Annotated in this window: 21 protein-coding genes; 16 read left to right on the top strand and 5 right to left on the bottom strand. The window is 38.8% G+C overall.

Translation table 11 applies throughout. The features are described from left to right. Window positions 1–20 precede the first annotated feature (20 nt). The 3 genes from truA (at window position 21) to rpsI (ending at window position 1,865) form a co-directional block, all read left to right on the top strand. Window positions 21–761 carry a tRNA pseudouridine(38-40) synthase TruA gene (gene truA, locus ACLIBH_RS08340; protein WP_439316247.1) on the top strand — a complete coding sequence of 247 codons (741 nt, stop codon included), beginning with the start codon at window positions 21–23 and terminating at the stop codon, window positions 759–761. A 254-nt stretch (window positions 762–1,015) separates the two neighbouring features. Next, window positions 1,016–1,453, top strand: a complete 438-nt coding sequence (gene rplM / locus ACLIBH_RS08345; RefSeq protein WP_439316248.1) for a 50S ribosomal protein L13 — start codon at window positions 1,016–1,018, stop codon at window positions 1,451–1,453. Window positions 1,454–1,472: 19 nt separating this feature from the next. After that, window positions 1,473–1,865, top strand: coding sequence for a 30S ribosomal protein S9 (gene rpsI, locus ACLIBH_RS08350; RefSeq protein WP_439316249.1), 393 nt, complete (start codon window positions 1,473–1,475; stop codon window positions 1,863–1,865). A gap of 481 nt (window positions 1,866–2,346) precedes the next feature. On the opposite strand, the gene ACLIBH_RS08355 is transcribed toward rpsI, so the two are convergent. From ACLIBH_RS08355 to ACLIBH_RS08365, 3 genes are all read right to left on the bottom strand, one after another. After that, window positions 2,347–2,955, bottom strand: a complete 609-nt coding sequence (locus ACLIBH_RS08355; RefSeq protein ID WP_439316250.1) for a response regulator — start codon at window positions 2,953–2,955, stop codon at window positions 2,347–2,349. Window positions 2,956–2,959: 4 nt separating this feature from the next. Next, window positions 2,960–4,090, bottom strand: a complete 1,131-nt coding sequence (locus ACLIBH_RS08360; RefSeq protein WP_439316251.1) for a sensor histidine kinase — start codon at window positions 4,088–4,090, stop codon at window positions 2,960–2,962. A gap of 93 nt (window positions 4,091–4,183) precedes the next feature. Continuing rightward, entirely contained in the window at window positions 4,184–5,248 is a 1,065-nt protein-coding gene (locus tag ACLIBH_RS08365; protein WP_439316252.1) for a fatty acid desaturase, read from the bottom strand. A gap of 1,233 nt (window positions 5,249–6,481) precedes the next feature. Here ACLIBH_RS08365 and ACLIBH_RS08370 point away from each other — a divergent pair. From ACLIBH_RS08370 to ACLIBH_RS08390, 5 genes are all read left to right on the top strand, one after another. Next, on the top strand, window positions 6,482–7,519 hold the full coding sequence (locus ACLIBH_RS08370; protein ID WP_439316253.1) for a TRAP transporter substrate-binding protein: 1,038 nt from the start codon (window positions 6,482–6,484) through the stop codon (window positions 7,517–7,519). A gap of 113 nt (window positions 7,520–7,632) precedes the next feature. Continuing rightward, complete coding sequence (locus tag ACLIBH_RS08375; RefSeq protein WP_439316254.1) at window positions 7,633–8,151, top strand: TRAP transporter small permease; 519 nt, start codon at window positions 7,633–7,635, stop codon at window positions 8,149–8,151. After that, window positions 8,148–9,422 (top strand): TRAP transporter large permease, encoded by a 1,275-nt coding sequence (locus tag ACLIBH_RS08380; RefSeq protein ID WP_439316255.1) that lies wholly within the window; start codon window positions 8,148–8,150, stop codon window positions 9,420–9,422. The genes ACLIBH_RS08375 and ACLIBH_RS08380 overlap by 4 nt, the downstream gene beginning before the upstream one ends. A 280-nt stretch (window positions 9,423–9,702) precedes the next feature. Continuing rightward, window positions 9,703–11,166 carry a protein adenylyltransferase SelO gene (locus ACLIBH_RS08385; protein ID WP_439316256.1) on the top strand — a complete coding sequence of 488 codons (1,464 nt, stop codon included), beginning with the start codon at window positions 9,703–9,705 and terminating at the stop codon, window positions 11,164–11,166. Window positions 11,167–11,519: 353 nt separating this feature from the next. Next, window positions 11,520–12,413, top strand: coding sequence for an ROK family protein (locus ACLIBH_RS08390; protein WP_439316257.1), 894 nt, complete (start codon window positions 11,520–11,522; stop codon window positions 12,411–12,413). A 91-nt stretch (window positions 12,414–12,504) separates the two neighbouring features. Here the strand turns inward: ACLIBH_RS08390 and ACLIBH_RS08395 are convergent, their stop codons facing one another. After that, window positions 12,505–13,182, bottom strand: coding sequence for a GntR family transcriptional regulator (locus ACLIBH_RS08395; protein ID WP_439316258.1), 678 nt, complete (start codon window positions 13,180–13,182; stop codon window positions 12,505–12,507). A 258-nt stretch (window positions 13,183–13,440) separates the two neighbouring features. Between ACLIBH_RS08395 and ACLIBH_RS08400 the strand changes: the two genes are divergently transcribed. The 7 genes from ACLIBH_RS08400 to ACLIBH_RS08430 all read left to right on the top strand — a co-directional run bounded on the left by ACLIBH_RS08400 (window position 13,441) and on the right by ACLIBH_RS08430 (window position 21,324). Beyond that, window positions 13,441–14,823, top strand: a complete 1,383-nt coding sequence (locus ACLIBH_RS08400) for a YfcC family protein (RefSeq protein WP_439316259.1) — start codon at window positions 13,441–13,443, stop codon at window positions 14,821–14,823. A gap of 132 nt (window positions 14,824–14,955) precedes the next feature. Continuing rightward, window positions 14,956–16,098, top strand: coding sequence for a saccharopine dehydrogenase family protein (locus ACLIBH_RS08405; RefSeq protein ID WP_439316260.1), 1,143 nt, complete (start codon window positions 14,956–14,958; stop codon window positions 16,096–16,098). Window positions 16,099–16,362: 264 nt separating this feature from the next. Further along, window positions 16,363–17,268, top strand: coding sequence for a phosphate/phosphite/phosphonate ABC transporter substrate-binding protein (locus ACLIBH_RS08410; RefSeq protein WP_439316261.1), 906 nt, complete (start codon window positions 16,363–16,365; stop codon window positions 17,266–17,268). A gap of 106 nt (window positions 17,269–17,374) precedes the next feature. Beyond that, window positions 17,375–18,145 (top strand): phosphonate ABC transporter ATP-binding protein, encoded by a 771-nt coding sequence (gene phnC / locus ACLIBH_RS08415; protein WP_439316262.1) that lies wholly within the window; start codon window positions 17,375–17,377, stop codon window positions 18,143–18,145. Then, a complete protein-coding gene (gene phnE, locus ACLIBH_RS08420; protein WP_439316263.1) occupies window positions 18,142–18,939 on the top strand; it encodes a phosphonate ABC transporter, permease protein PhnE in 798 nt (265 codons plus the stop codon). Before phnC ends, phnE (ACLIBH_RS08420) begins: the two co-directional genes overlap by 4 nt. Next, window positions 18,936–19,721 carry a phosphonate ABC transporter, permease protein PhnE gene (gene phnE / locus ACLIBH_RS08425; protein ID WP_439316264.1) on the top strand — a complete coding sequence of 262 codons (786 nt, stop codon included), beginning with the start codon at window positions 18,936–18,938 and terminating at the stop codon, window positions 19,719–19,721. Before phnE (ACLIBH_RS08420) ends, phnE (ACLIBH_RS08425) begins: the two co-directional genes overlap by 4 nt. A gap of 25 nt (window positions 19,722–19,746) precedes the next feature. Continuing rightward, on the top strand, window positions 19,747–21,324 hold the full coding sequence (locus tag ACLIBH_RS08430; protein WP_439316265.1) for a bifunctional metallophosphatase/5'-nucleotidase: 1,578 nt from the start codon (window positions 19,747–19,749) through the stop codon (window positions 21,322–21,324). 68 nt (window positions 21,325–21,392) lie between these two features. Here ACLIBH_RS08430 and ACLIBH_RS08435 read toward each other — a convergent pair whose 3' ends face one another. Continuing rightward, a complete protein-coding gene (locus ACLIBH_RS08435) occupies window positions 21,393–24,383 on the bottom strand; it encodes an EAL domain-containing protein (protein WP_439316266.1) in 2,991 nt (996 codons plus the stop codon). Window positions 24,384–24,962: 579 nt separating this feature from the next. Between ACLIBH_RS08435 and ectA the strand changes: the two genes are divergently transcribed. Next, complete coding sequence (ectA, locus tag ACLIBH_RS08440; protein ID WP_439316273.1) at window positions 24,963–25,487, top strand: diaminobutyrate acetyltransferase; 525 nt, start codon at window positions 24,963–24,965, stop codon at window positions 25,485–25,487. Window positions 25,488–25,536: the final 49 nt, after the last annotated feature.

Genomic DNA, 25,536 nt, shown 5'->3' on the forward strand with positions numbered 1-25,536 from the left:
AAGCGCAGAGGATGAACGATATGGAAAAGCTAAAGTGTATAATTAGCTATGATGGCACGAACTTTTCCGGCTTTCAAATTCAACCGAAAAAACGGACGATTCAAGGGGAAATTGAAAAAGCGTTACTGAAAATGCATAAAGGCGAGCATATTCGAATTCAAGCCTCCGGTAGAACAGATACTGGCGTTCATGCAAAAGGGCAGGTGATCCATTTTACTTCTACGATCCAAATGGAGGAGCAAAATTGGAGACGTGCACTGAATACGTTACTACCGGATGATCTTCGCATACAGGACGTAAAAAAAGTGCCTGCATCCTTTCACGCTCGTTTTGATGCTGTTGAAAAGGAATATCATTATATTATTGATACGAGAGCTGAGAAAGATCTGTTTAGACGTAATTATGTGTATCATTTCCCGTACAAATTGGATATGGATGCTATACAGCAAGCTTGTGTTTTTTTAGAAGGCACACACGACTTTACTACCTTTTCTTCTGCAAGGGCAACGACAAAGGGGAGTAAGATCCGAACGCTTTACCACGTTTCCTGCAATCCAAGAGGGGAAGACATCGAGTTTATATTACGCGGCGATGGGTTCTTATATCATATGGTTCGCATCATTGTCGGTGTTTTGCTTGATGTTGGACAAGGACATATAGCCCCTAATCAAATTAACGTATTGCTCGAAAAGAAGGACCGAACACTTGCAGGTAAAACGGTACCCGCACAAGGGCTTTATTTATACGAGGTAGCCTATTGAGCGTGCAACGTTTATTATAGTAAGGTAACGGTAAATAAGCGTGCACGATTGGGTTATGGATCGGGAAACAGCCCGAGAATAGAATAAAAACAGTGGAAAGGTTTTACTCAAAATCCTTGACAAATCACTGTAATTTGTTATATTATGTTCTATGGCAATTTATTTATATACCACATAATTAGCCCCGGAATCTAATTGTGTTGAAATAGAAAACCAACTAATTAATATAATTGAAATTTGGAGGGAAACAGATCATGCGCACAACTTTCATGGCGAATGAAAACAATATTGAACGCAAATGGCTCGTTGTGGATGCAGAAGGTGAGCGTCTTGGACGTTTAGCTAGTGAAGTAGCTTCTATCCTTCGTGGAAAGCATAAGCCAACGTATACACCGCATGCTGATACTGGTGATCATGTAATCATCGTTAATGCAGAAAAAATTGAACTTACTGGAAATAAACTAAGTGATAAAAAGTACTATCGTCACTCTGGCTACCCAGGTGGTTTAAAGGAACGCAGTGCAGCAGAAATGCGTACAAATTATTCTGAAAGAATGATCGAGCTTGCAATTAAAGGCATGCTTCCAAAAGGGCCTTTAGGTCGTAAAATGATTAAGAAATTGCACGTATATAGAGGACCAGAACATAAAAATCAAGCACAAAAACCAGAAGCTTACGAGCTTCGCGGTTAATTAAAAGGAGGTTACACCATTGGCACAAGTACAATACTACGGCACAGGTCGTCGTAAAACTTCAACTGCACGTGTTCGCCTTGTACCTGGTACAGGACGCGTACTAATTAATAAACGTGACGCAGAAGAGTATTTCCCATATGAAACACAACGTCTAATTCTAAAGCAGCCGCTTGTTGCGACTGAAACAGAAGGCACATATGATGTATTGGTAAATGTTCACGGAGGTGGACTTACTGGCCAAGCGGGCGCAATCCGCCACGGTATTGCTCGCGCACTACTGGAAGCAGATCCAGACTACCGTACAACATTAAAGCGTGAAGGTTACTTAACACGTGATTCACGTATGACTGAACGTAAAAAATACGGTCTTAAAGGCGCACGTAGAGCTCCTCAGTTCTCAAAACGTTAATAGTAGATTACGTATATCAAGCCTCTCTCACATTTGTGGGGGAGGCTTTTTGAGGCTCTTTGTCAAATAGTGTTGGTGAAGAAAATTCACTAACACTATTTATTGCAGAGCCCTTTTTGATGTGTTCCAGGCATGGGCGAACTCTAACGGGTGAAAGTCCCGAGTGCGACCTTGTAGCGGTATGCACATAGACGAAAGCAAGGGTGTCCATGGTGAAGTGGAATCTGAAGGAAGCTCGAGGCAAGCCTCTCGTCTGACGAACATAAATCATATAGGAGGCAACGCATGAGGATAAGATTGTTAAAGAAGTTGAAGTCCAGTAGCTACTAGATCATGCGGTGTTATATATGGCAGATAGATGGAGGGAAAGAGTTCCGTACCTTAACTGGGGAGATCTCACTGATCTACAGCAAAATCTTATAGCGATATAAGACTGGATAGTGAGAAGTCAGCAGAAACCGGAGTAAGAGTTGTATTTTCTTTATTTAAACCATCCCTTTTCTGTAAAAAGGGAGATGGCTTCGATTCGATTACTTACTTGTAGTTTATCTAATATAACAGACATATAATTACGGACGGTTCCAGGCGATAAGAACAGTTCTTCGGCAACTTCTTTTGTTGACTTCCCTTTTGAGACAAGATGTAATACTTCCGTTTCTCTTGCGGTTAGCGGGTTTTCGATTAAATCATCACTGTAGATTATATCGACAAGCTCAGGTGCATAAATGCGACGATTATCCATAATGGAACGAATCGCATTTGCTAAATCTTCAATCGGGCTGTCTTTTAATAAGTAGCCACGGACACCTGCTTTTCGAGCACGTTCAAAATAGCCGGCTCGGGCAAATGTTGTTAAAATAATTACCTTGCAAGGATCATCCTTCAACTGTTCCGCTGCATCCAATCCGTTCATTAACGGCATTTCAATATCCATAATACAAATATCGGGTGAATGTTCCTTTGTTAAGGAAACAGCGTCCTTGCCATTCTCAGCCATACCAACTACTTCAAAATCATCCTCCATACTTAAAAGAGCCCCTAAAGCACCAAGCAGCATTCCCTGATCTTCGGCAATTACGATACGGATCATACGTTTATTCACCTCGGTTTATTTGTTTTATAATAATTGGCACAGTAATCGTTAAAGCAGTACCTTGGTTTGCTTCAATCTTTAAATGGCCATTTACAAATTCAAGTCGTTCTTTAATGCCATCAATCCCACTTCCCGGCATTCCAGCATCCATTTGAGGAATACCGATCCCATCATCTGTCACTTTGATAACAAATGCATTCGCAGTTTGCTTGAAGAGGATCGTACACGAATTGCCGTAACTATGCTTTACAACGTTTGTGACGGCTTCTTTCATGCACATACATAAAATGTTTTCGACAAGCGGAGAAATCGGTTCAAAGTCCGGCTCTCCATGAATGGTGAGATCCATTTCTGCCGCTTTTAAAATCTGCTGTACTCGAATAATTTCATTTTTTAATTTTTTGGAGCGCATATCGGATACGAGCTCACGCACTTCTTTTAAAGCAGAGCTAGCGGTTGTGCGGATATCTATCAGCTCTCCTTTTGCCCGCTCTATGTCTTTTGTTAGCAATTTAGCTGCTAGATCACTTTTTAAACCGATAAGGGAGAGCTTATGTCCGAGTGTATCATGAAGGTCACGAGCGATTCGTTGTCTTTCTTCAAAAACGACGAGCTCTGAAATTCGCTCGTTGGCAACCTCTAACTGTCCTTCGAGGTTTTCCTGCTTATTTCGGTTATATAAATGAAAAGGCAATAGTACAGTGCCGATTAAGCAAAGCAGTATAAAATGCACCTGGGGCAATAGAAGGTCAATTTTTATAAAAAAGCCTGCTAGAACTGCTCCGAGTGTTGTAAGAATATGCATTCCGTACATAATAAAGAAACCAGTTGTGCTTCTAATATTCCCTATGAAAAAAGCGGTAAACAATGCAAAATAAACGAAGCCAAATAATAGTGTCATGGCAATATTAATGATCATTTCAAAACTAAGCCACATGTAGACGAGTCCACTTTTCGATTTGAAGGAAAATCGATACGAAAGAAAAAATAACAATAATAAAGAAATCCCGATTAATATTTCGAATGGGGAGGAAGATTTAAAAATAAAAAAGAAAGGCAGCAAACAAAAAGCGATCCACGTATAAATGCTTAGCCAAGGGTTTTTTGGGAAAATACTATACCATCTATGCATGCTACATCTCCTTCCCATAATTCATTACTATTGTATCAACTTTTCACGCATTAAAACAGCCACCTCTTTTAAGATGGCTGAACGTGTTTGAATCTATTTGCTTTGCATACTTGTTCGGCTCGTAGGCTTAAGCAAGGCTTGCTTCGCTTTTGTAGTTACCATTCGGTTGCGACGCTTAAATTCGCCAAATGTAATAAATAATTTGCTTTCAGGGTCGTATAAACGATAACGAAGGGAATCCAAGCTTGTTTTAATTGTAATCGTTGTTGCATGTTGAAGGGGCGGTGTCGTTTCATGTGCCTCTTCCAAGTTATAATTTGGTACGCGCGGTGCTAAATGGTGAACATGATGATACCCGATATTGCCACTTAACCATTGTAAAACGCGAGGTAATTGATAATAAGAACTGCCATCGACTGCTGCTTTGACATAATTCCAGTCGGATTCCTCCTCAAAATAGGAGTCTTCAAACGTGTGCTGAATATAAAATAACCAGATCCCTAATGCCCCCGCCATATATAATGAAAGACCGTGAACGAGCAGAAACGCTTTCCATCCTAAAAGGAAAATAATTACTGCCGCTAGGGTAAGGATAAGAAAATTAATAAGATATGTGTTGTTTCGCTCCTTTTTCTTTGCGTCTTTTCGGTTAAAACGATTGGATACAAGTATTAAAAAGAGTGGCCCAAGACCGAACATAACGATCGGATTGCGATAGAGGCGATAAGCGATACGTTGCCACCTAGAGGCATTCGTGTATTCTTCTACCGTCATTACCCAAATATCACCAACGCCTCTTTTATCAAGATTAGAGCTGGAGGCATGGTGTATGGCATGCTCTCTTTTCCATTTTTTATATGGAAATGAAGTTAATACACCAGTAATCGTGCCAAGGACATCATTTTTACTTTTACTATTATAAAATGAGCCGTGTGTACAATCATGAAAAATAATAAACGTTCTTACGATAAAACCGGAAGCAATCAAAGCTAGTCCAATAGTAAGCCAGATCGAAACGGATAAACTAAGGTATGCTAACGTCCACACGAGAAGAAGTGGTGGAATTGTATTTAAAAGTTGGATTGTGCTTTTTTTATTGTTTGCATTCGCGTATGGCTTCACACTTTTATGTAATGTATTTATTTTATCTTTAGACATTGTGTTTCCTCCTCGTTCAATTCTAATTTTAATTATAAGGAAAATATAGATTCGAAATTAGACGCATATGTCATGACTTTTAAATGACAAATGTCATATCATTGGTAACGGTTGGAAGTGCAATGCGTAAAATAACGCTACAATAATAACGCTGTATTAAAGGGCTAATGTATGGATCAGGTCGACAGCTGCTGCAATGAGTAGATTCCTTCATACAATTAATAAGTAAGAATAGAGAGTTGTTTAGACAATTTGTCGATTGAGCGAAAGACAGAATTGCTCTATAATAAAGTCAGATGACATGGGAAAATGGTCTGGAAATTTATTAATGGAATGTATGTAAATATGTTACGACAATAAAGTATATATATACAAAAGACTAAAACATATTGAAGTTGGCGTACGGTTCTATGAAAGCGATTTATCGTTGTAATTACGATAAAATGGTTGTTTTGTGGTTTCATTTGTAATTATCTATTGGGTAGGGTAGTATGATTATTAAATTCTGAATGTTACGTAGCTTTTACAGAAAGGTTTATCCTCTATTTGCCTTGTGCGGACCATTAACTACTTAAGTATATCTCTTTAATGCGTACTATCTCCAATGTTCATACGCTAGGCAACCGTTAAAAGCCCTTGTGAAATAAATTGCAACTTCCAAGTATAGTGCATTTCCAAAGCGTAACACTATGGTGTGATAACACAACAACGTCTGCAGCTTAACCTTATAAAGGCTGACCATTTAATCATTGTCGCACAAGTAAACGGTTACACACATTACACTGGTGCGATTTGGAAAATGGAGCCTATACCTGTTTGCCAAAAGTTTTGTCGATTGTCGACTGTCGAAACACGATTTGCTTATTGAAAAAGAAAACACGTTCTACATAGCCCTTTTCGTGTGCGTGTATGCTTTTATTGATCCTTTGTATACTACGTAGCTTTATATATGTATTGCTTTACTTTTTGGATAACTTTAAGGAGGTGACAATTAGCGATCAATGCATATGTACATCTCTAGCAGTAACCTCATTTTCTAGGCGACATATGCTTATGAACTGCAAGAGATGGTTAATTATTTCCAATTAAGCTTTACACTCTAGTTTTTTAGAACTAGAACGCAATAATATTTTAATTCAATTTTGTGTGCTGACATGCGTTCTAAGTCTATCATCTAGTTCGGAAAACTTGAAGTACATTACGTTTTACTAATTAAGGAAGGTGTATATTAGTATGAAATCTTTATTATCAAAAGGAACACTTGTATTTGCATTACTTGGTCTATTAATTTTGTCCGCATGTGGTGACAAAGCGTCAGATGAAAAGAGTTCTTCGGATTCATCCGGTGAATCCTATGAATGGAGTGTTGGCTTTAACACGGTGGAAGATTCCATTAGAGGTGTAGCTGCTCAGAAGTTTAAAGAGATCTTAGAAGAAGAATCCGAAGGTCGTATTACTATAGATTTATTTCCGAATGAACAGTTAGGTACGGATAATGAAATGGTCGAATCTGTTCAAGTAGGTGCTTTAGATTTTCAACTATCCAGTAGTGGAGTGTTAGCAGAAATAATGCCAGAATTCTCTGCAACAGATTTACCATTTATGTTTGAAAGTGCAGACGAAGCACATGCCGCTTTAGATGGGTCCTATGGTGACTTATTGAAGAAAGCTTCAACAGAAGAAGGAATTAAAATGTTAAATACGTTTAGCATTGGATTTTCGCAAATAACGACAAACGCAAGCCCGATTAATGGACCGGAAGATATGAAAGGTGCTTCCATTCGTAGCCCAAATGAGCCTGTACCTATTGCAACATTTGAAGCTTTAGGTAGCCAAGTGACGACAATGCCATTTACAGAAGTGTATCTTGGTTTACAACAAGGCGCAATTGATGGTCAATTTAATCCACTTACAGCAATCAGAGATTCGAACTTCCATGAGGTTCAGGACTACCTAGCGATGACGGATATTATCTTTTATCATGCGCCATTTATTATGAACCAGGAGCTTTGGGATAGTTTAGATTCCGAAACACAAGAATTAATTCAAAAAGCTGCGGATGAGGCAACAGAAGCAGCAAGAGCCTTTGAAGCCGAAACAGAAGCAGCGGTTTTAGGCGAAATTGAAGGGGACTTCAAAGAGGTTACAAATCCAGACAAAGCTGCTTTCCAACAAGCGGTACAACCTGTTTATCAGCAATTTGAAGATAAGATTGGCAAGGATGTTTTAGACGATCTACAAAGCTTCTTAGAAGAATATAGAAGTAAATAATTTGCGAAGAGCTTTTAATATCCAGAAGTGTACAACTTCCCTTCTCACGGTTAATTAGAAGGGAAGTTGTTATTCTATAAATATTTATTTTACTAGAGAAATGAGGACAAAAAATGAAGATGATTCAGATTCGGTCAGTTAAAGACATTTTTGAGCTGTTGGCAAAAGTAGTTATCGCTTTTACCAGTGCACTCATGGTCTTGCTTACTGCAGTCGTGTTTTTTAATGTTATTGCCAGATACTTCTTCGATGTCCCAATTGCTTTTACGTATGAGTTGGTTGAGCTCCTCTTTCCATGGATTGTATTTTTGGCAGTGATTAATGTTACATATGACAATGAAAATATAGATATTCAGTTTTTTGCAAAGTTACTACCTAAGCCTATTCAAGTCATTTTGGCGTTTTTTGTAAAGGCTGTTATGTTGTTTTTTTCAGTATATATAACAATATCTAGCTTTAGTTTAGCGAGTGCCGTACAAAATCATACGATGCCGCTTCTAGGTATTTCTAAATCGTGGTTATATTGGTCTGTTAGCTGTAGTTTTACAGGAGTTTCGCTCGTCATCATTTATCAAACAATAGTAATGATTATGAGTAAGGGTGATTTACAAGAAGGAGGCAAGGCACTTTGATTTGGGTAATGATTATTAGCTTATTCGTATTAATGCTTGCAGGTGTTCCGATTGCATTTGCAATGGGTGCCTCTGCTTTATTTTATATTATCGTGGAAGGGATATCTTTGGAGATAGTAACTCAGAGATTCTTTACGAGTACACAATCATTCGCATTTTTAGCTATTCCGTTTTTTATATTAATGGGTAGTATTATGGAACATGGCGGAGTGGCAAAGCGTATTATTAACTTAGCAAACTCTCTAGTTCGTTCACTACCGGGTGGATTAGCATCCGTATCCGTTGTTACTAATATGGGTATGGCTGGGGTATCCGGTTCGGCAGCAGCAGATGCAGCCGCGGTAGGTGGCGTGCTCATGCCTGAGATGAAAAAAAAGGGTTATCCAGCATCTTTTTCCGCCGCTTTAAACGCATCTGCGTCCGTTGTCGGTGTTATCATTCCACCGAGTAGTGTGATCATTATTATTGCTTGGTTATCCAAACTTTCCGTTGGAGAAATGTTTTTGGCAGGTGCGATTCCAGGAATCCTAATATCTCTTGCTTACTTGGTACTTACAATTACGATTTCGATTAAGCGTAAGTATCCACGTGAGCAAAGAGCAACACTTAAGGAGATTGGAAAAAATCTGCTAAATGCGTCATTAACGATTGTTTTACCAATCTTTTTGGTATTGAGCATTGCGATGGGCATTGCCACTGCAACCGAGGCGGCGGCATTGGCAGCCGTTTATGCATTTGTCATTTCTGTTTTCGTATATCGATCCCTTAATGTTCGACAAATTGCTCGTGCTTTACGTGATACGGTTTATACGTCGACAGTTGTCATGTTTATCGTTTGTTCGAGTATGATTTTTTCATGGGTGCTTATTAATGAAGGAGTGCCTAAACTTATTTCCGATATTTTACTTGGTTTTGGACTGCCGAATTGGGCATTATTGTTAGTAATTATTCTCGTCATGACACTTGGTGGAATGTTCTTGGATACAGTACCAAACCTGTTCATTTTTGTACCTATTTTTTATCCAATCACTGCAGAAATGGGAATAGACCCAATGCATTTTTCGATTATTATGTTATGCACACTATCTGTAGGTTTATTCACCCCTCCAGTCGGTACTTCGCTATTTGTTTCTTGTCGAATTGCAAAAATTCGCATGGAGGATACACTTAAGGATTTAGTGCCTTATTTTGCAGTAGGAATGGCAATGGTTATTGTTGTTGCGTTTATCCCAGCACTTACGCTATGGTTGCCTAATTTGTTAAGTCAATAATACGATCTATCGTAGTGTGCTTCTATAATCTCGATGCGATGCATTTCTCACAGAGTAGAAAACAATTGGGTTTTAAAGGGTAAAGGGTGTATCAATGAGGGATGTGGTATTCTCTTGGTGCATCCTATTCTTTTTTTATCTTAAGCGTATTGCCTTTTAATTTAAAAGGCGATCCTAATTTGGAAATGTACTTCTTTTTTAGTAGTATGAGAAAATAATTACCATAAAAAAGGAATGATAATAAAGCTGTACGTAAACCCTAAAAAAAGAAGGTGATCGTATGTCCAAAAATAAAACGACCTGTTGGAATTTGGAAAACAGTTATACAAAGCTCCCTAAGCGGTTTTTTGCACATATTCATCCGACCATTGTCAAGGATCCTGCCATTGTTCTATTTAATGAAGGATTAGCGGAGCAGTTAGGACTAAGCTGTACATCCTTTCAAGCAGAAGAAGTGGTGAAGTGGTTGAGCGGGAATGCGATACCACCACAATCCAAGCCGCTTGCACAAGCGTATGCTGGTCACCAATTTGGAAATTTCACACGACTGGGGGACGGCCGTGCTATTTTACTCGGTGAACAAATTACACCAGAGGGACATCGCGTTGATATTCAATTGAAAGGCGCAGGACGGACCCCTTATTCTCGTGGTGGTGATGGACGTGCAGCCCTTGGCCCGATGTTGCGGGAATATATTATTAGTGAAGCGCTTCATGCATTACACATTCCGACGACACGGAGCTTGGCGGTAGTTTCTACTGGAGAAAGTATTTTGCGGGAAAAAGAACTCCCTGGCGCAATCCTCACGCGTTCAGCGTCAAGCCATATCCGAGTTGGTACATTTCAGTATGCTGCAGCATGGGGGTCATTAGATGAACTTCAGTGCCTGGCAGATTATGTCATCAAACGCCATTATCCAAATGCGCTTAATGTGGATAACCGATATATACAACTGTATAAAGAGGTAATCGATGGACAAGCGGCGCTAATTGCTAAATGGCAACTCGTTGGCTTTGTGCACGGTGTTATGAATACGGATAATATGACAATAAGCGGAGAATCGATTGACTATGGCCCTTGTGCATTTATGGACGCTTTTGATCCAGCTACTGTTTTTAGTTCTATTGATCAGACGGGAAGATATGCATATGGAAATCAGCCTGCAATTGGTGGCTGGAATTTAGCCCGATTTGCTGAAGCATTATTACCGCTGTTTCATAAAGAAAAAGAAAGAGCGATTAAAATTGCCCAAGACGTACTCTCTTCCTATGATGATCGGTTTTTAGAGTACTGGCAGAATGGTATGCGTTCAAAGCTCGGCCTAATAAATAAAGAGCCTGGAGACGAAAAGCTCATTAGTGACTTACTTGACCTTATGAAAAAGCATAAGGCGGATTATACGAATACATTTATTGCCTTAACGAACGACAAATGGGGCAACCATTCAATTTATAATGAAAAGGAATTTAAGCAATGGCATCAACGCTGGAAAAAAAGGAAGAACAAGCAGCAAGCTTCAAATAAAGAAATTCATACGTTAATGCAAAGCAATAATCCAGCCGTCATTCCACGAAATCATCGTGTAGAAGAAGCGCTGAACGCAGCAGTTGAACATGGAGATACGCGTGTAGTAAAAGAGCTCGTACATGTATTATCTACACCGTATGCGCATACAGAAGAAAAGGCATCATACCAGCAGGCTTCGAACGCTGACACACCGTATCGAACCTTTTGTGGGACGTAAAATATCGTTCATCTTCGTGCAAGAGCAGTCATTTCGTAAAGTGACTGCTTTTAATTCGCCATACAATATAGAGAGCTATGGGTGCGAGTTGAAAAGCCTTAACTAAATATAGAAGCAATTTATTAACTAAAACGGTCTTGTTTTTTCATAGCTTGCGCGATAGAATTGTGCCTAAGCATAAGGCGTATAGCTTAAAAATATTATGCAACATTACCACACCAATTCACACCAATCTTAAAATCCTCTATAAAACTTCTAAACTAATAAGTATGTAATACATTTGTAAAGGAGGGAGTCTACAACGCGAAAATGTCATTTACCATTAATCTATGTGTAAATATGGAGAGCTAAGGATGAATAATATGAAAATAGCGATGATAGATATTGGTGGAACTTCGGTTAAGTTAGGGGTCGCCAACGAAAAAGGGGTAATGGAGCATCAAACGGAGTATGCAACGGAAAGTTATAAAGGTGGCGAGTACATATTAAATACCGTAATCGAAAAGCTGAAAAAAATAGACGGGATCACTGGGATCGGTGTCTGTGTGCCAGGTCAAATTGATCGAAAAAACGGTATTATCGTGAATGAATCAGCAAATATACCGAATTCATCGGGTCTTTCACTAAAAGGAACGCTAGAGGACTACTTTCAAGTTCCAGTACAGGTAGAAAATGATGTGAATGCAGCGGCACTAGGTGAAAGTTACTTTGGACTAGGCAAGCACGTAGGAGATTTTATTTATTTGGCGTATGGCACAGGAATAGGTGGAGCGATTGTATATGACTCAGAAATTTACTACGGAAGAAGTGGATTTGCTGCGGAATTTGGCCATATGATAACCCATCCGTTCGGGTATCGCTGTAATTGTGGCTTACAAGGCTGTTATGAAAAGTATGCTTCCACTACTACACTCGTGCAACAAGCGGAAAAGATAGATCCTCAGCTTACAAATGGTAAAACGATAATGGAAAAGTATATGGAAGGCGATGAGCGTGTACAGCTGCTCATAAAAAATTGGGTGTCGGAAATCGTACTAGGTATTATATCGATCGTTCATATTTTTAACCCTTCTACTATTATTTTGGGAGGAGGGATTATGGAGCAAGAAAGGATTGTAAGTATGATATCAGACCAAGTAAAGGCTTCTATTTTAGAAAGCTTTCTTCCGATTAATATACATTCGGCTTCCCTAGGGAATACAGCTGGTATGTATGGCGCATTATCGCTTCATTTGCCACCACGATAACAGAAAGCACCCTATTTCATTCACCAAAAATAAGTAGGAATCGAATCCCATTAATGGTGCAATTAGTGAAAAAGGGTGCCTTAGTCTCAATTTAAAATAAGTCATGAATCTCTTTATATTCATTTTCATGTATCGATAAGCTATCAATTGCATGCTTATAGTGATGATGCAAGCTCTGTTCGAGTTCAGTAGACTTTTTCGCTTGTAATAGCTGTAAAATTTCTTGGTGTTCCAAAGGACTAACTGGAGGTGTCGTTGTGTTTTCAAAGAAAGAATCGTACAAAATCAAATAAATATTTGTTTGATTTATTAACCGTTCTATAAACTCTGCTAGAAACTTATTTCCGGAATTTTGCGCAATAACCATATGAAACTTTTTGTTGGCATTTAAATAATCAACAAGGCTTTTCTTTTTTAAAGCATCTTCTTCTTCTTGTAAAAAGAGCCTCATTCGATTAAATTCTTTTTCATTTAAATGGTGTAATGCTTTTATTGCCGCCATTGTTTCCAGATCTTTTCTAAGATCAAACGCCTGGATGATCTCCTCTTTGCTTGGACTTGCAACAAAAGCACCTCTGTTTGGATAAATATTAACTAATCCATTTACAGCAAGCTTCCTTATTGCATTTCGGACGGGTGTACGACTTACATTTAATTGTGAGGAAATGGCTGTTTCTACAAGCTGTTTTCCGGGAGCTAGTTCTCGAGAGAGTATCGCCTCGTTTAAGGTTTCATATACCGTTTGCTCGACCGATTGTTTTTTTCTCATGTATGATCACCCACTTATATTAAGAGTACAATTATAGTCATTATACACGATTATACATAATTTGAATAACTAGTTAAAATTGTTTGAATCTTCTTGACACCGTGTATTCAATGTTGTAAACTGCTTGTAATTGTACAACAATCTTGTTCTACAAATAATTATACTTCTTTTTTAAGAAAATGTAAGCGTTATCTACTATTCGATGAACGTGTTTGACCGAGCATAGCAATTAGTATAGAAATTTAAGGAGTGAATACATTGAAATTGAAAATACCGCACACATTTGTGTTGATTTTCAGTATTATTGTCGTTGTTACGGTCGCAACGTATTTCGTCCCTGCAGGTCAGTTTGAACGTGTAGAAAATCCAGATACAGGGGTCGTTGTTATCGATCCGGATTCCTATGAAAGGATAGAGCAATCACCGGTCCCGATTACTGGAATATTTACATCGATACCAACAGGAATGGGAGAGGTTGGCTGGATTGTCTTTCTTATTTTCATTATTGGTGGATCGTTTGGAATGATTAATCGAACGGGAGCAATTGAAGCGGGGATTTCTAAGCTAGTGCTAAGTTTAAGAAATAAAGAAAAGCTGCTTATTCCAATTACATTGCTCATTTTTTCATTAGGTGGCGCAACATTTGGGATGGCAGAATCTACGCTAATTTTTATTCCAATGGGTGTCGTGTTGGCTAGAAGCCTCGGTATGGATGCGATTACAGGTATGGCGATTGTTTTTATTGGAGCAATGGCTGGCTTTTCTGGAGGATTTCTTAACCCATTTACAGTAGGCGTTGCTCAAGGAATCGCAGGCCTACCGCTGTTTTCAGGGTTGGGACTTCGAATAATTATTCAACTGACGCTTGTTGCTATTGCATCTTGGTATATTATTGCTTATTCCGAAAAGGTAAAAAAGAACCCGAATCATAGTCTAGTCTATGACTTGGAAAAGGATAGTGAAATCGCTGCAACGATAGAAGATGTACCGTTTACGTTAAGACATAAATTAGTTCTTCTCGTAGTAGCAGCTGGTTTCGGATTAATCATTTATGGTGTATTCAATGGGTGGAGCACGAGTACGGACTTGGCAGCAATCTTTTTAGCCGTCGGAATCCTCTCTGGGTTAATTGGTGGAAATACGCCGAGCGAGCTCGCAGATCATTTCATCGATGGCGCTAAGGAATTAACATATGGCGCGCTAATTGTAGGGTTGGCACGTGCAATTGTCGTAGTTTTAAATGATGGGCAAATTATGGATACAATTATTCACAGCTCGGCGCAATTGTTATCGTGGCTTCCGGGATATTTATCGGCAACGGGTATGTATTTTTTCCAAGTATTGTTTAATTTTTTCGTACCGTCCGGAAGTGGTCAAGCGGCTACGACGATCCCAATCATGGCTCCGCTTGGTGAATTATTAGGGGTGTCGAGACAAAGCGTTGTACTAGCGTATCAATTAGGGGATGGCTTCACAAACGCGCTGTTTCCGACTTCAGCTATCTTAATGGCAGGGTTAAGTATTGCTAAAATTCCGTATGAAAAATGGGTAAGGTGGGTAATGCCACTCATGCTCTGGTGGATTTTAGCAGGGGCATCCTTTATGGTAATTAGTGTTCTAATTGGATACGGTCCTTATTAAAATGCATCACGCGTAACGAACTACCGTGAACGTAAATGTAAAAAAATTGATACAAATACATAAACATAGGCGTGCGGCGATGTATCAAGTGAATCTGAACAACTAAACGTAATTTACGAGGAGGGCCAATTCATGCATGCAGTTGTGTTAGGGCTAGGGATGATCGGAAAAACAGTAGCGGAGGAGCTTGCAAATAATCGGGCGTTTTCAACTGTAACTGCTGTAGATGCAATTGAAGATAACATACATCGGCTGAGGAAGGATTGTGCGATAATTGGAGAAGTTGCTGATTTATCATCGGAAGAAAGCATATCTCTAGCGATACAAGGGGCAGACATTGTCGTTTCCTGCTTGCCACATTCGTTAAGCATGGCTGCATCGAAGGCCGCAATCCGAACGAACTGTCATTTAATTGACCTCGTTGGCGCGGGATTTTCTACGAAGTTAAAGCTTCATAAACAGGCGGAGGAAGCTGGTGTCATACTAATGCCAGGCTGTGGCGTTGCACCGGGAATTGTTAATATCCTCGCAAGAAGAGGCATTGATTTGCTTGATCATGCAGAGGAAGCCGTTTTGTTTTGCGGTGGATTGCCTCGTCACCCCTTGCCTCCGCTGCATTATCAAGTCGTCTTTCGACTGGAGAGCTTATTAAATTTGTATATGAATCCAGCAGTAGCGGTTGAAGCGGGCGAACGAGTAGAAGTCCCCCCCTTTTCTGGGCTTGAAAAAATAACTTTCTCTGAGCCAGTAGGAGAATGTGAGGCGATTATTACCGATGCTCATAGTACGGCCTATACGCTTAAAGATAAAGTCGATAAGCTGTATGAAAAAACGGTACGTTACCGAGGGCATTGGGAAAAGATGCACGTACTTGCTGAATTAGGTTTTTTAAATAAAGAACCTGTAGAAATAGATGGTAAAGCAGTAAGCCCAAGGGACTTTTCGCGTAAAATATTGGAGCCAAGCTTGAAAGGGAGTTCGTTAGAGGATATTACTGTATTGCGAGTAATTGTAGAGGGAACGAAAGATGGCAGGCGAGCGAAGCATCAGTGGGAAATGATTGATCACTTTGATCACGAGTTAAATATTACATCCATGGCAAAGACGACCGCGATGCCTGCGGTTGTGCTCGCTCAGTGGCTAGCAGAAGGAGCAATTACTGAAAAAGGCGTTCTCGCAATCGAACAAGTAATAACTGGTGAGCGATTCAATCGCTTTCTGAACGCGCTAGAGGAAGTAGGCATACATATTACGTATAAAGAAAATACGAACTAAATTTATAAAACATAGTTTGGATGGCTCTCGTCTTTTTAATAGGCGAGGCCTTTTTGTTGCGCTTAATTTAAATTAGGGCGGAATAAATAACAATACGTTTACAAGTGATTAACAGGGAGTAAACAAATGAACGGTACACTTAAGTATGTACAAGAACAACGTCAAAAAGATGGGAGCGAATAATTCTATGCGTTAAATGAATGGTCCATTACATAACCCATGTACGCGCACGAATGAAAATTATATTATGGGGGTTTATTATCGATGAAAAAGTTAAGTTGTTTACTTTCACTTGTAGTGTTAATGGGAATTCTCGCAGCTTGTGGAAATGGTGAGGCGAAATCTGAAATAGAGGAATTGTCTGTTCAATTTGTTCCTTCACAAAACGCAGATACGTTAGAAGCAAAAGCAAAGCCTTTAGAAGAATTGCTTAGTGCGGAGCTTGATATTCCCGTTAAAGTAAGTGTGTCAACAGATTATAATACGATTATCGAAGCGATGGACTCGGAACAGGTAGATGTAGGCTTTTTACCACCTACTGCTTATGTGCTTGCTAAAGAACAAGGAGCAGCCGAAGTAATCTTACAGGCGCAGCGCTATGGCGTAAACGATGATGGTTCGCCGACTGAAGAGCTTGTTGATTTTTATAAATCAATGTTTATCGTCCGAGCAGATTCAGATATTCAAACTATTGAAGATTTAAAAGGGAAGAAAATAGGCTATCAAAACGTAACTTCATCTGCAGGATTTGTTTGGCCAGCAGCTACATTAATGGAAGCAGGTGTTCACCCACTGGATGATGTAAATCCAGTTACGTTAAAAGGGCACGACCAAGCAGTTATCTCGCTATTAAATAAGGATATTGATGTAGCGGTGACGTTCCAGGATGCACGAAATATTGTAGCGGGTGATTATGAAAATGTATTTGATGAAACAAGTGTTTTACAATTTACCGAAGGCATTCCGAACGACACAATTGCTGTACGTCCAGAAATAAATGAAGAAATGAAGCAAGCGATTACGAATGCGTTTATTGCTATCGGTCAGGACGAGGAAGGTCGTGAAATTATTCGGGAAATTTATTCACATGAAGGCTATGTGAAATCCGAGGATAGTAACTTTGACATAGTACGAGAGTACGAGGAGAAAGTAAGTGCTGAAGTAGAGTGATCGAACACGAACTAATTCAATAAGTTTCGTAAAAGGATGGCTGACGAAATAGACAATTATGTTGGCCTCTTTTTGCGCATTTTCAAGAGAAAGTGGGAAAAGAAAATTGATCGAAATGAAGCGTGTTTCCAAAGTATATTCAAATGGTACGAGAGGGTTAAATAATATAAATCTACGTATAGAGCAAGGAGAGTTTGTCGTTATCGTTGGCTTGTCTGGTGCAGGTAAGTCAACATTGCTTCGCTCTATTAATCGACTCATTGAAATAAGTGAAGGAGATATCGTAATTAATAATCAATCTATTACGAAGGCGAAAGGAAACGAATTGTATCGAATACGCCGCGATATCGGAATGATTTTTCAAAACTTTAATCTCGTCAAACGTTCTACCGTGCTAAGAAATGTATTATCTGGTCGAGTTGGGTATCATTCCACGTTTCGTATGATTTTAGGGTTGTTTCCTAAGGAAGATAAAAAGCGAGCTATCGATGCGCTACATCGGGTCAATATTGCCGAAAAAGCGTACATTCGAGCCGATCAACTTTCGGGTGGCCAGCAACAACGTGTTTCGATCGCTCGAGCATTAGCTCAAGGCTCGCGATTTATTTTAGCAGATGAACCGGTTGCTTCGCTTGATCCACTTACAACGAATCGAGTAATGAACGATCTACGTCGAATTAATCAAGAGTTGGATATAACGATGATCGTTAATCTCCATTCAATTGAATTGGCAAGGAAATATGCAACGAGAATTATAGGGATGAAGCAAGGAGAAGTTGTTTTTGATGGTACGGCAGAGGAAGCGACGGATGATGTATTCGATATTATTTATGCCCGAAGCTTAGACGTGGATATGCCGAGGAGCGCAGGCGAATGAATATGGATGGAAAAATAGTTGTTGATCGCCTACTCACGCCTAAAAAGTGGAAATACATTATTATTTCAGTCACTATTGTATTTTTATTAATAGCCGGAAGTTGGAAAATAGAGATTTCATTTTCCGAATTAGTTAAAGGGCTTCCCGAAATGTTTGACCTAGTAATTCGCATGGTGCCGCCGGATTGGAGTTATTTTACGGTTATAACCTCGCCAATTTTAGAAACGATACGAATGGCGGTTGTGGGCACGACCTTAGGAGGGATACTAGCTTTTATTCTATCTGTTTTTGCAGCGAGAAATGTATTTCATACAAAATGGATCACTGTGCCAGCCCGCCTAATTCTTAATTTCATTCGAACGTTGCCTGAATTATTAATCGCCGCCTTATTTGTAGCTGTTTTTGGAATAGGTCCGATTCCAGGGATCTTTGCTCTGATGTTCTTTTCGCTCGGCATTATCGCTAAGCTATTTTATGAATCGATTGAGTCGATTGATCCAGGTCCAATGGAAGCAATGACAGCCGTTGGTGCAAATAAAATAAAGTGGATCGTATTTGGTGTCGTGCCCCAAGTGATGGCTTCCTTTATGTCATTTTTTCTTTATGCTTTTGAGATAAATATACGTGCTGCCGCCGTGTTAGGATTAGTTGGTGCTGGTGGAATCGGCTTGTATTATGAAAAAACACTAGGTTTCTTGGACTATGAAAAAACAACCTCCATTATTATCTACACGTTAATCGTTGTTTTATTGATTGATTACGTGAGCTCAAAAATAAGGAGGAAACTAACATGAATGTAGAAAAGCGAAATAAAGCAGTGCAACGTGCTTTTATTGGTTTAGTTGTCATTTGTATTTATGGGTGGGCGTTTATTGGCTTGCCTGCATTCGAAATAAAGGAAACATCGCTGAATGTTATCTCGTCAATTTTTTCTGGTTTTATACACCCGGATGTAGATTATATATATGATCCCGGTGGAGAGGATTTGCTTAGGAGCTTACTAGATACAATAGCAATAGCGATCTTGGGTACTTTTATTGCTGCAGTACTCTGTATACCTTTTTCCTTTATGGCGGCTGCAAATATTGTCCAAACAAAAGCGATCATTGGGACAAACAAGTTTATTTTAAGTTTTATACGTGTCTTTCCAGATATTGTTCTTGCTTTGTTATTTATTAAAGCAGTAGGACCTGGACCGTTTGCAGGAGTTCTCGCTTTAGGCATCGGAGCAGTCGGCATGCTTGGAAAGTTAATTTCAGAAAGTATTGAAGGGATCGATCTAAGTGCCAAGGAAGCTTTAACTGCAACTGGAGCAAATCCAGTAAAAACATTCGTTTATGCGATCATCCCCCAAGTACTGCCAAACTTTTTTTCTTTTATTATGTACCGATTGGAAGTAAATGTTCGAGCAGCAACTGTGTTAGGAATTATCGGAGCTGGTGGAATTGGTACCCCATTAATATTTGCTTTAAGTGTTCGAGATTGGGAGCGGGTTGGTATTATATTAATTGGTATTATTGTAATGGTGACAATTATTGATATTATTTCTGGAAAGATTAGATCACGATTTGTCTAAAACACTTTAGGGAAGGAAGGGTTATGTGCCAAAAAAAACAACCGTAACTATTTTATTTACGAGTGATATCCATGGTCATATTTTGCCGCATCGATATGGGAGAAATGAGCAAGCAGATTTAGGGCTTGCTAAGTATGCAACTGTCGTAAAGGAATACCAAAAAAGGGGATCTGTTCTCATAATTGATAATGGAGATTTACTTCAAGGCACGCCTTTAATGACCCATTATGTGAACGCGCATTCTGAGAAAAAAAACCCGATTATTGAGGTAATGAATGCCATCGGTCTCGATTGTGCAGTCGTGGGGAACCATGAATTTAATTTTGGAAAGAAAGTATTAACGAAAGCGATTAAAGAGTCAGTTTTTCCGTGGTTGTCTGCTAATATTTTGGATAAAGCTACGGGAGCACCTCTTTTCGGAAAGCCGTATATTATTAAGAAGTGTGAAACAGGCCTAAAGATAGCAGTCGTTGGAGTGACCACTCATTTTATTCCTAAATGGGAGAATCCTAATCATATTGAAGGAATTGAATTTATTGACGCTTACGCCACGTTAAAAGGGTTGGTAGAGCATATCCGTGCTGTTGAAAAGCCGGATATCCTAATTGCATCTTATCATGGTGGATTTGAAAGAGATATTGAAACGGGGGAACCATTAGAGCCTTTAACCGGGGAAAATCAAGCATTTCAAATGTGTACAGAAATTGATGGTATTGATGTATTGTTAACAGGGCATCAGCATAGACAAATTATCGGGAAGCTAAATGGTGTGCTCGTTGTACAACCAGGAAGTAATGGAGAAATGTACAGTGAGATAACGATTGATATGGCTACTCATGGACAAGGGTGGCGGCTTATAGATAAACAGGCACAGCTTTGCACCTTAGAAGGTGTACGGGCAGATATCAATAGTTTATCAATTGTAAACGCCTTTGAAAGATCGACCCAGAAATGGCTTGATGAACCAATTGGCTATATTATTGGAGATATGACAATAACAGACCCGCATCAAGCTCGAATGAAAAAGCATCCATTTATTCAATTTATTCAAGATGTACAGAAGGATGCGAGCGGTGTGGATATATCTGTCTCATCTTTGCTGAATAATGAAACAGCTGGCTTCGGAACAGTAGTTACGATGCGTGATGTTGTGTTTAACTATATGTTTCCGAACACACTCGTTGTTTTGGAATTAACAGGTAAAGACATTAAAGCGGCACTCGAAAAAAGCGCTACGTATTTTACGTTAGATGAAGACGGTGCTATTGTTGTAGATCCCTCTTATATTTATCCTAAAGCGCAGCATTATAATTACGATATGTGGGAAGGGATTTATTATGAGATTAATGTCGCAAACAATCCTAGTAATCGAATCGTTCGACTTGACTATAAAGGCAGCCCGCTAAAAATGAAACAGTCCTACAAGGTAGTCTTAAACAACTACCGCGCATCGGGTGGGGGAAACTACGACATGTTTATAAATAAACCAATTGTAAAAGAAATTCAGCAAGACACAGTACAATTAATCGAAGCATACTTTCAAAAGCAACGTACGGTGCAGGCATATGCAATGGAAAACTTTTATATCGTAAACAATAAATAAGCATAGTTATGACTAGCTTGAAAAAAGCTCTTTTGCTTCTCATTGTACAAGCAAAAGAGCCACTTTGTTTATAAAGGATTTTGATTAAAGTACGCCTCGGGACTTTCTTCAATAAATCCCGTACCAGTAATTTTTTGCTTAGTGTTCTTTAATACGGTCAGACGATTTATTGCTCCAGCAAGATGGTCTCTTTCCGACTCAGAAATGCGAAATGAAATGCCATAATGGAAGACATTTCTATTCCCCTCTTTTTTCCAAACAATGTTTCCAGCTATATCAAAGGTTTCATGGACCAGTGTAAAGGAGAAATTTAATTTTATACTCGTATTTACAGGGAGCCTTAATGTAGAAAGTATTTTTATTCCGCCTAAGCTAATGTCTTCTATTAATATTGTTGCAGAGCCTAAGTCGACCTTCCGCTTATTCACTTCCGTTATATTCATTTGTGCTGGAACCCATGTAGGTAATTTTAAACGGTAATAGCTTCTTCGTTCTTCCCGTTGGTTGTCTTTGACTTGTTGATTACGTAGCTCTAAATGCCCTTTTCGCATTAGTTTCTCGTATACACTTGCCGGAACGGGCTTTGAAAAAATATACCCTTGGATAAAATCACATTCATTTTGTTTTAAAATTTCGTATTGCTCATAGAGCTCTACACCTTCGGCAACCGTTATTACTTCCAGTTTTTTTGCTAAATAAATAATCGATGAAACAATCGCTAGATCATGGTTGTCCATTTCGTGTAATCGTTCAATAAAAGTTTGATCAATTTTTATTGTATCCGCATGAAACTTATTTAAATAGCTTAAGGATGCGTAGCCTGTACCGAAGTCATCAATTGCTATTTTTACGCCTAGATTTTTCAACTCTTGTAACGTCATCAAGACAGTTCGTTCGTTTTTTAACTGTGTGCTTTCTGTTATTTCTAATTGAATATATTTTGCAGGAATGTTATACGTTTCTAAATGGTGTTGAACAACATTCACCAACCCTTTTTTTAAAAAGCGAATTGGGGATATGTTAATTGAAATTGGGCGCATCGTAAATCCTCCGTCTTTCCATTTTCGTAACTGTGCACAGACGGTTTCGATGACCCAATTTCCAAGATCGTGTATAAGGTGGTTTTCTTCAGCAATTGGTATAAACTCACTTGGAGATACGATCCCCCATGTTTCGTGGTTCCAACGGATAAGGGCTTCTGCTCCGGCAATTCGTTTTGTTGCCGTATGGACAACCGGTTGATAATACAGTTCAAAGTCCTCGTGTTCAATCGCACTTCGCAAATCTTGCTCAAGTAGATACTTTTTGTAAGTTGAAATATCTCTAGAGAATGAATAGAGCTGATAATTATTTTTCCCTTGCTTTTTTGCGTGAAATAAAGCAGAATGTGCAGCGTCTAAAACCGATAGCTTGTTATCCCCATTTTCGGGATAAAAGCTAAGTCCAACACTCGCGGTTAAGTATAATTCATAGTCTTCAATTTCCATTGATGTGCCAACATGTTTAATAATTCGTTCGGCTAGTGAAAAGACTTGCTTTTTATGATCGTACGTAGGAACAATCGCTGCAAAGTCATTACCACTGATGCGTGCTAAGTAGCTATCTCCTGGCAACATTACCTGGATACGCTTTGCCACTTTCTGTAAGGCCTGATCGCCAATATCGTAACCGAGGGAATGATTGATTCGATTAAAATGGTCCAGATCAACATATATTAAAGCAAATTGAAGAATTGCATCATTCGAGCAGAAATGCTCTAGCTTTTCATAAAGGCTCTTTTGATTAGGTAGTGACGTTAATGGGTCATGGCTCGCTTGATACTGTAGCTTTTGTTCCATTTCTCTTTGGTGGGTAATATCCAGTTGAACCCCAAACAACCTGTTCAACTTACCGTCATGGTCAAACCAAGGAATTGTTTGATCAAAAACCCATTTGACCGATCCGTCGCCACATAAAATACGATAATAATGCTGAATTGGTTGTCCTGTTTCTAGTGATTGCCCGTTCTTTAAAGCTTGCTCTTTATCTTCAGGATGAAGGGAGTCCTCCCAAAAGGTCTTGTGCTTATAAAGAGACTCCAACGGATACTCATAAAGCGTAGCTAATCCTCTTGATAAATATAATACATCTCTACTTTCATATTCTTGTAACCAAAAGCCGACATCTAAATGATCGAACATATGTTTAAGGTTTTTAATTTGATTAGCTAATTCTTGCTCGACCAGCCGTTGTTCGGTTATATCGATTACAACTCCAATCAGCTTATATGGTGCTCCGTTATAGAAGGTAACTTCAGCTTTAGAATTTGCATAGCGTACTTCTTTGGTTTTTCCGTGTACGATCCGATATTCACATTCATAACTGACGCCGTTTATAATCGCGTGCTTAATTTTTTCTCTTAATTTTGTTTTGTCTTCATCGTGTACGTATACGAGTGGCAAATCCATAGACATGTTTTCGTTCTTATCAAAACCGAATAACTCATAGCAATTGTCTGTCCATGTTAACTTGTCGATTGCTATTTCATATTCCCAGCTGCCGATCGCTGCTAGGTCTTGGGCATGATTGAAGTGCTTTTCTTTAAGCTGCAAATTGTTAAGCATGTGATGGTAAGCAGTACGATCTTGAACGATTACGTGTATAAAATTTGGTGTTTTTGAAGTCATTTTAATCGGGATAAATGTCACATCTAGGTGCATTTTAGCTTGGTGGGAGTTCGTTGCTTCAATTGTTAGTTTTTTTGTGCTTCCTTTCAAAGCATGCTCAAAGCTTTTTCGTAAGGCTTTGTACGTTTCCATAGAAACGAGATCTTTATAATTTAATTTCTTCGACTTTGAATAGCCTAATAATTTGTTTACCCGATGCGTGTTTTGAAAAAGGGTTTCTCTCTCTGCAGATAATACGAAAATTAAATCGGGATGATGCGTGGCAACTGTTTTATAGTACTCATAAAGGATAGAAAAATCCGTGCTCCCTCTATCTTGTTCGTTCTTGTCAGATGATTTACGATCTTTTTTAAATAATTGAGCAAATAATTCCTTCCGTGTCCGGTTATTCACAACGACGTTCCCTCCCTTTATTGAAGTGTTACGAATGTATATATGTATATATTATATGGTGTGTTTGTATTTAATTAAAACGGAAAGGGTGAAATGACGATTGAAAATTAACGAATATACAAAGTTTAGACGGCAATTTTCACCCTTTTCTACAAAAAATAATGCAATTACTTACTGATTTTTTGTGCGATTGGCTATTTTTGAAGTGACGTGCCTGATTATAAAAATAATTGAAAATAACCGATTATGCACCATTTATTGGTAGCATCCTTTCGTTCAATCTGTTTTAAATAAAATTAGAAAACGAGTACACCTCAATATAATGTGGCAAGTCAAAGTTAAAAAATAGTTCTTTTGGCTCATTTTTTGGGGTAAAGACCTAAAAAGCTAATAAATGACCTTATACTGGATTATTTATTAGCATTTATTAGTCGCAGTTCAATATTTATTGGAAATCGTCATTAATCCAGCAGAATGCGGATATTTCCAAATTAATTCGCTTTGACGAAATACTTTAATACCGATAGCCTTATATACGAAGATAAAATTATTGGGAGGCGAACAGTTATTACAACTGGAATAAAGGAAAGAACGAAGACGAGAAGGAAGCAGCTGTTTTTTAGGAAACCGGATAAAGAAGATGGTGCAGGGGTTTGGGAACTTATTAAAGAGACAGGAGTTCTTGATCTGAACTCTTCTTATAGCTATGTTATGTGGTGTGAAATATTCTCAGAAACATCTATTGTGGTAGAAGATAAAAATGGGGATACCGTTGGTTTTATTTCCGGTTTTATTCATCCAGATACACCGGACACACTATTTATTTGGCAAGTAGCAGTAGATGAATCTGCACGAGGGCAAGGCTTGGCAACTCGCATGTTGTTCAAGTTGTTGGAACGTGAGCAAGAAAATTCAATCCGCTATGTAGAAGCGACGGTTGCTCCATCAAATGTTCCTTCAAAACGTCTTTTTCAAGGATTAGCACAAAAATTAGATACGAAATGTTTAATAACCGAATATTTTTCATCTGAACACTTTCCAGAAGAAGGTCAAGAGGATCATGAAGATGAGTTGAAATTTAGAATCGGACCAATTGAGAAATAATAACGAACATAACAGAATAAAGGATGAGTCCATTGACAACGCCAACAGT

Origin of the sequence: Virgibacillus sp. W0430, from assembly GCF_051846935.1 — a bacterium.
GTDB lineage: Bacteria > Bacillota > Bacilli > Bacillales > Amphibacillaceae > JBPYCR01.

Bases quoted from the DNA above. Each gene is read 5' to 3' on its own strand.
- truA (WP_439316247.1), top strand. From the start codon at position 21: ATGGAAAAGCTAAAGTGTATAATTAGCTATGATGGCACGAACTTTTCC.
- rplM (WP_439316248.1), top strand. From the start codon at position 1,016: ATGCGCACAACTTTCATGGCGAATGAAAACAATATTGAACGCAAATGG.
- ACLIBH_RS08355 (WP_439316250.1), bottom strand. From the start codon at position 2,955: ATGATCCGTATCGTAATTGCCGAAGATCAGGGAATGCTGCTTGGTGCT.
- ACLIBH_RS08360 (WP_439316251.1), bottom strand. From the start codon at position 4,090: ATGCATAGATGGTATAGTATTTTCCCAAAAAACCCTTGGCTAAGCATT.
- ACLIBH_RS08365 (WP_439316252.1), bottom strand. From the start codon at position 5,248: ATGTCTAAAGATAAAATAAATACATTACATAAAAGTGTGAAGCCATAC.
- ACLIBH_RS08370 (WP_439316253.1), top strand. From the start codon at position 6,482: ATGAAATCTTTATTATCAAAAGGAACACTTGTATTTGCATTACTTGGT.
- ACLIBH_RS08375 (WP_439316254.1), top strand. From the start codon at position 7,633: ATGAAGATGATTCAGATTCGGTCAGTTAAAGACATTTTTGAGCTGTTG.
- ACLIBH_RS08385 (WP_439316256.1), top strand. From the start codon at position 9,703: ATGTCCAAAAATAAAACGACCTGTTGGAATTTGGAAAACAGTTATACA.
- ACLIBH_RS08390 (WP_439316257.1), top strand. From the start codon at position 11,520: ATGAATAATATGAAAATAGCGATGATAGATATTGGTGGAACTTCGGTT.
- ACLIBH_RS08395 (WP_439316258.1), bottom strand. From the start codon at position 13,182: ATGAGAAAAAAACAATCGGTCGAGCAAACGGTATATGAAACCTTAAAC.
- ACLIBH_RS08405 (WP_439316260.1), top strand. From the start codon at position 14,956: ATGCATGCAGTTGTGTTAGGGCTAGGGATGATCGGAAAAACAGTAGCG.
- ACLIBH_RS08410 (WP_439316261.1), top strand. From the start codon at position 16,363: ATGAAAAAGTTAAGTTGTTTACTTTCACTTGTAGTGTTAATGGGAATT.
- phnE (WP_439316263.1), top strand. From the start codon at position 18,142: ATGAATATGGATGGAAAAATAGTTGTTGATCGCCTACTCACGCCTAAA.
- phnE (WP_439316264.1), top strand. From the start codon at position 18,936: ATGAATGTAGAAAAGCGAAATAAAGCAGTGCAACGTGCTTTTATTGGT.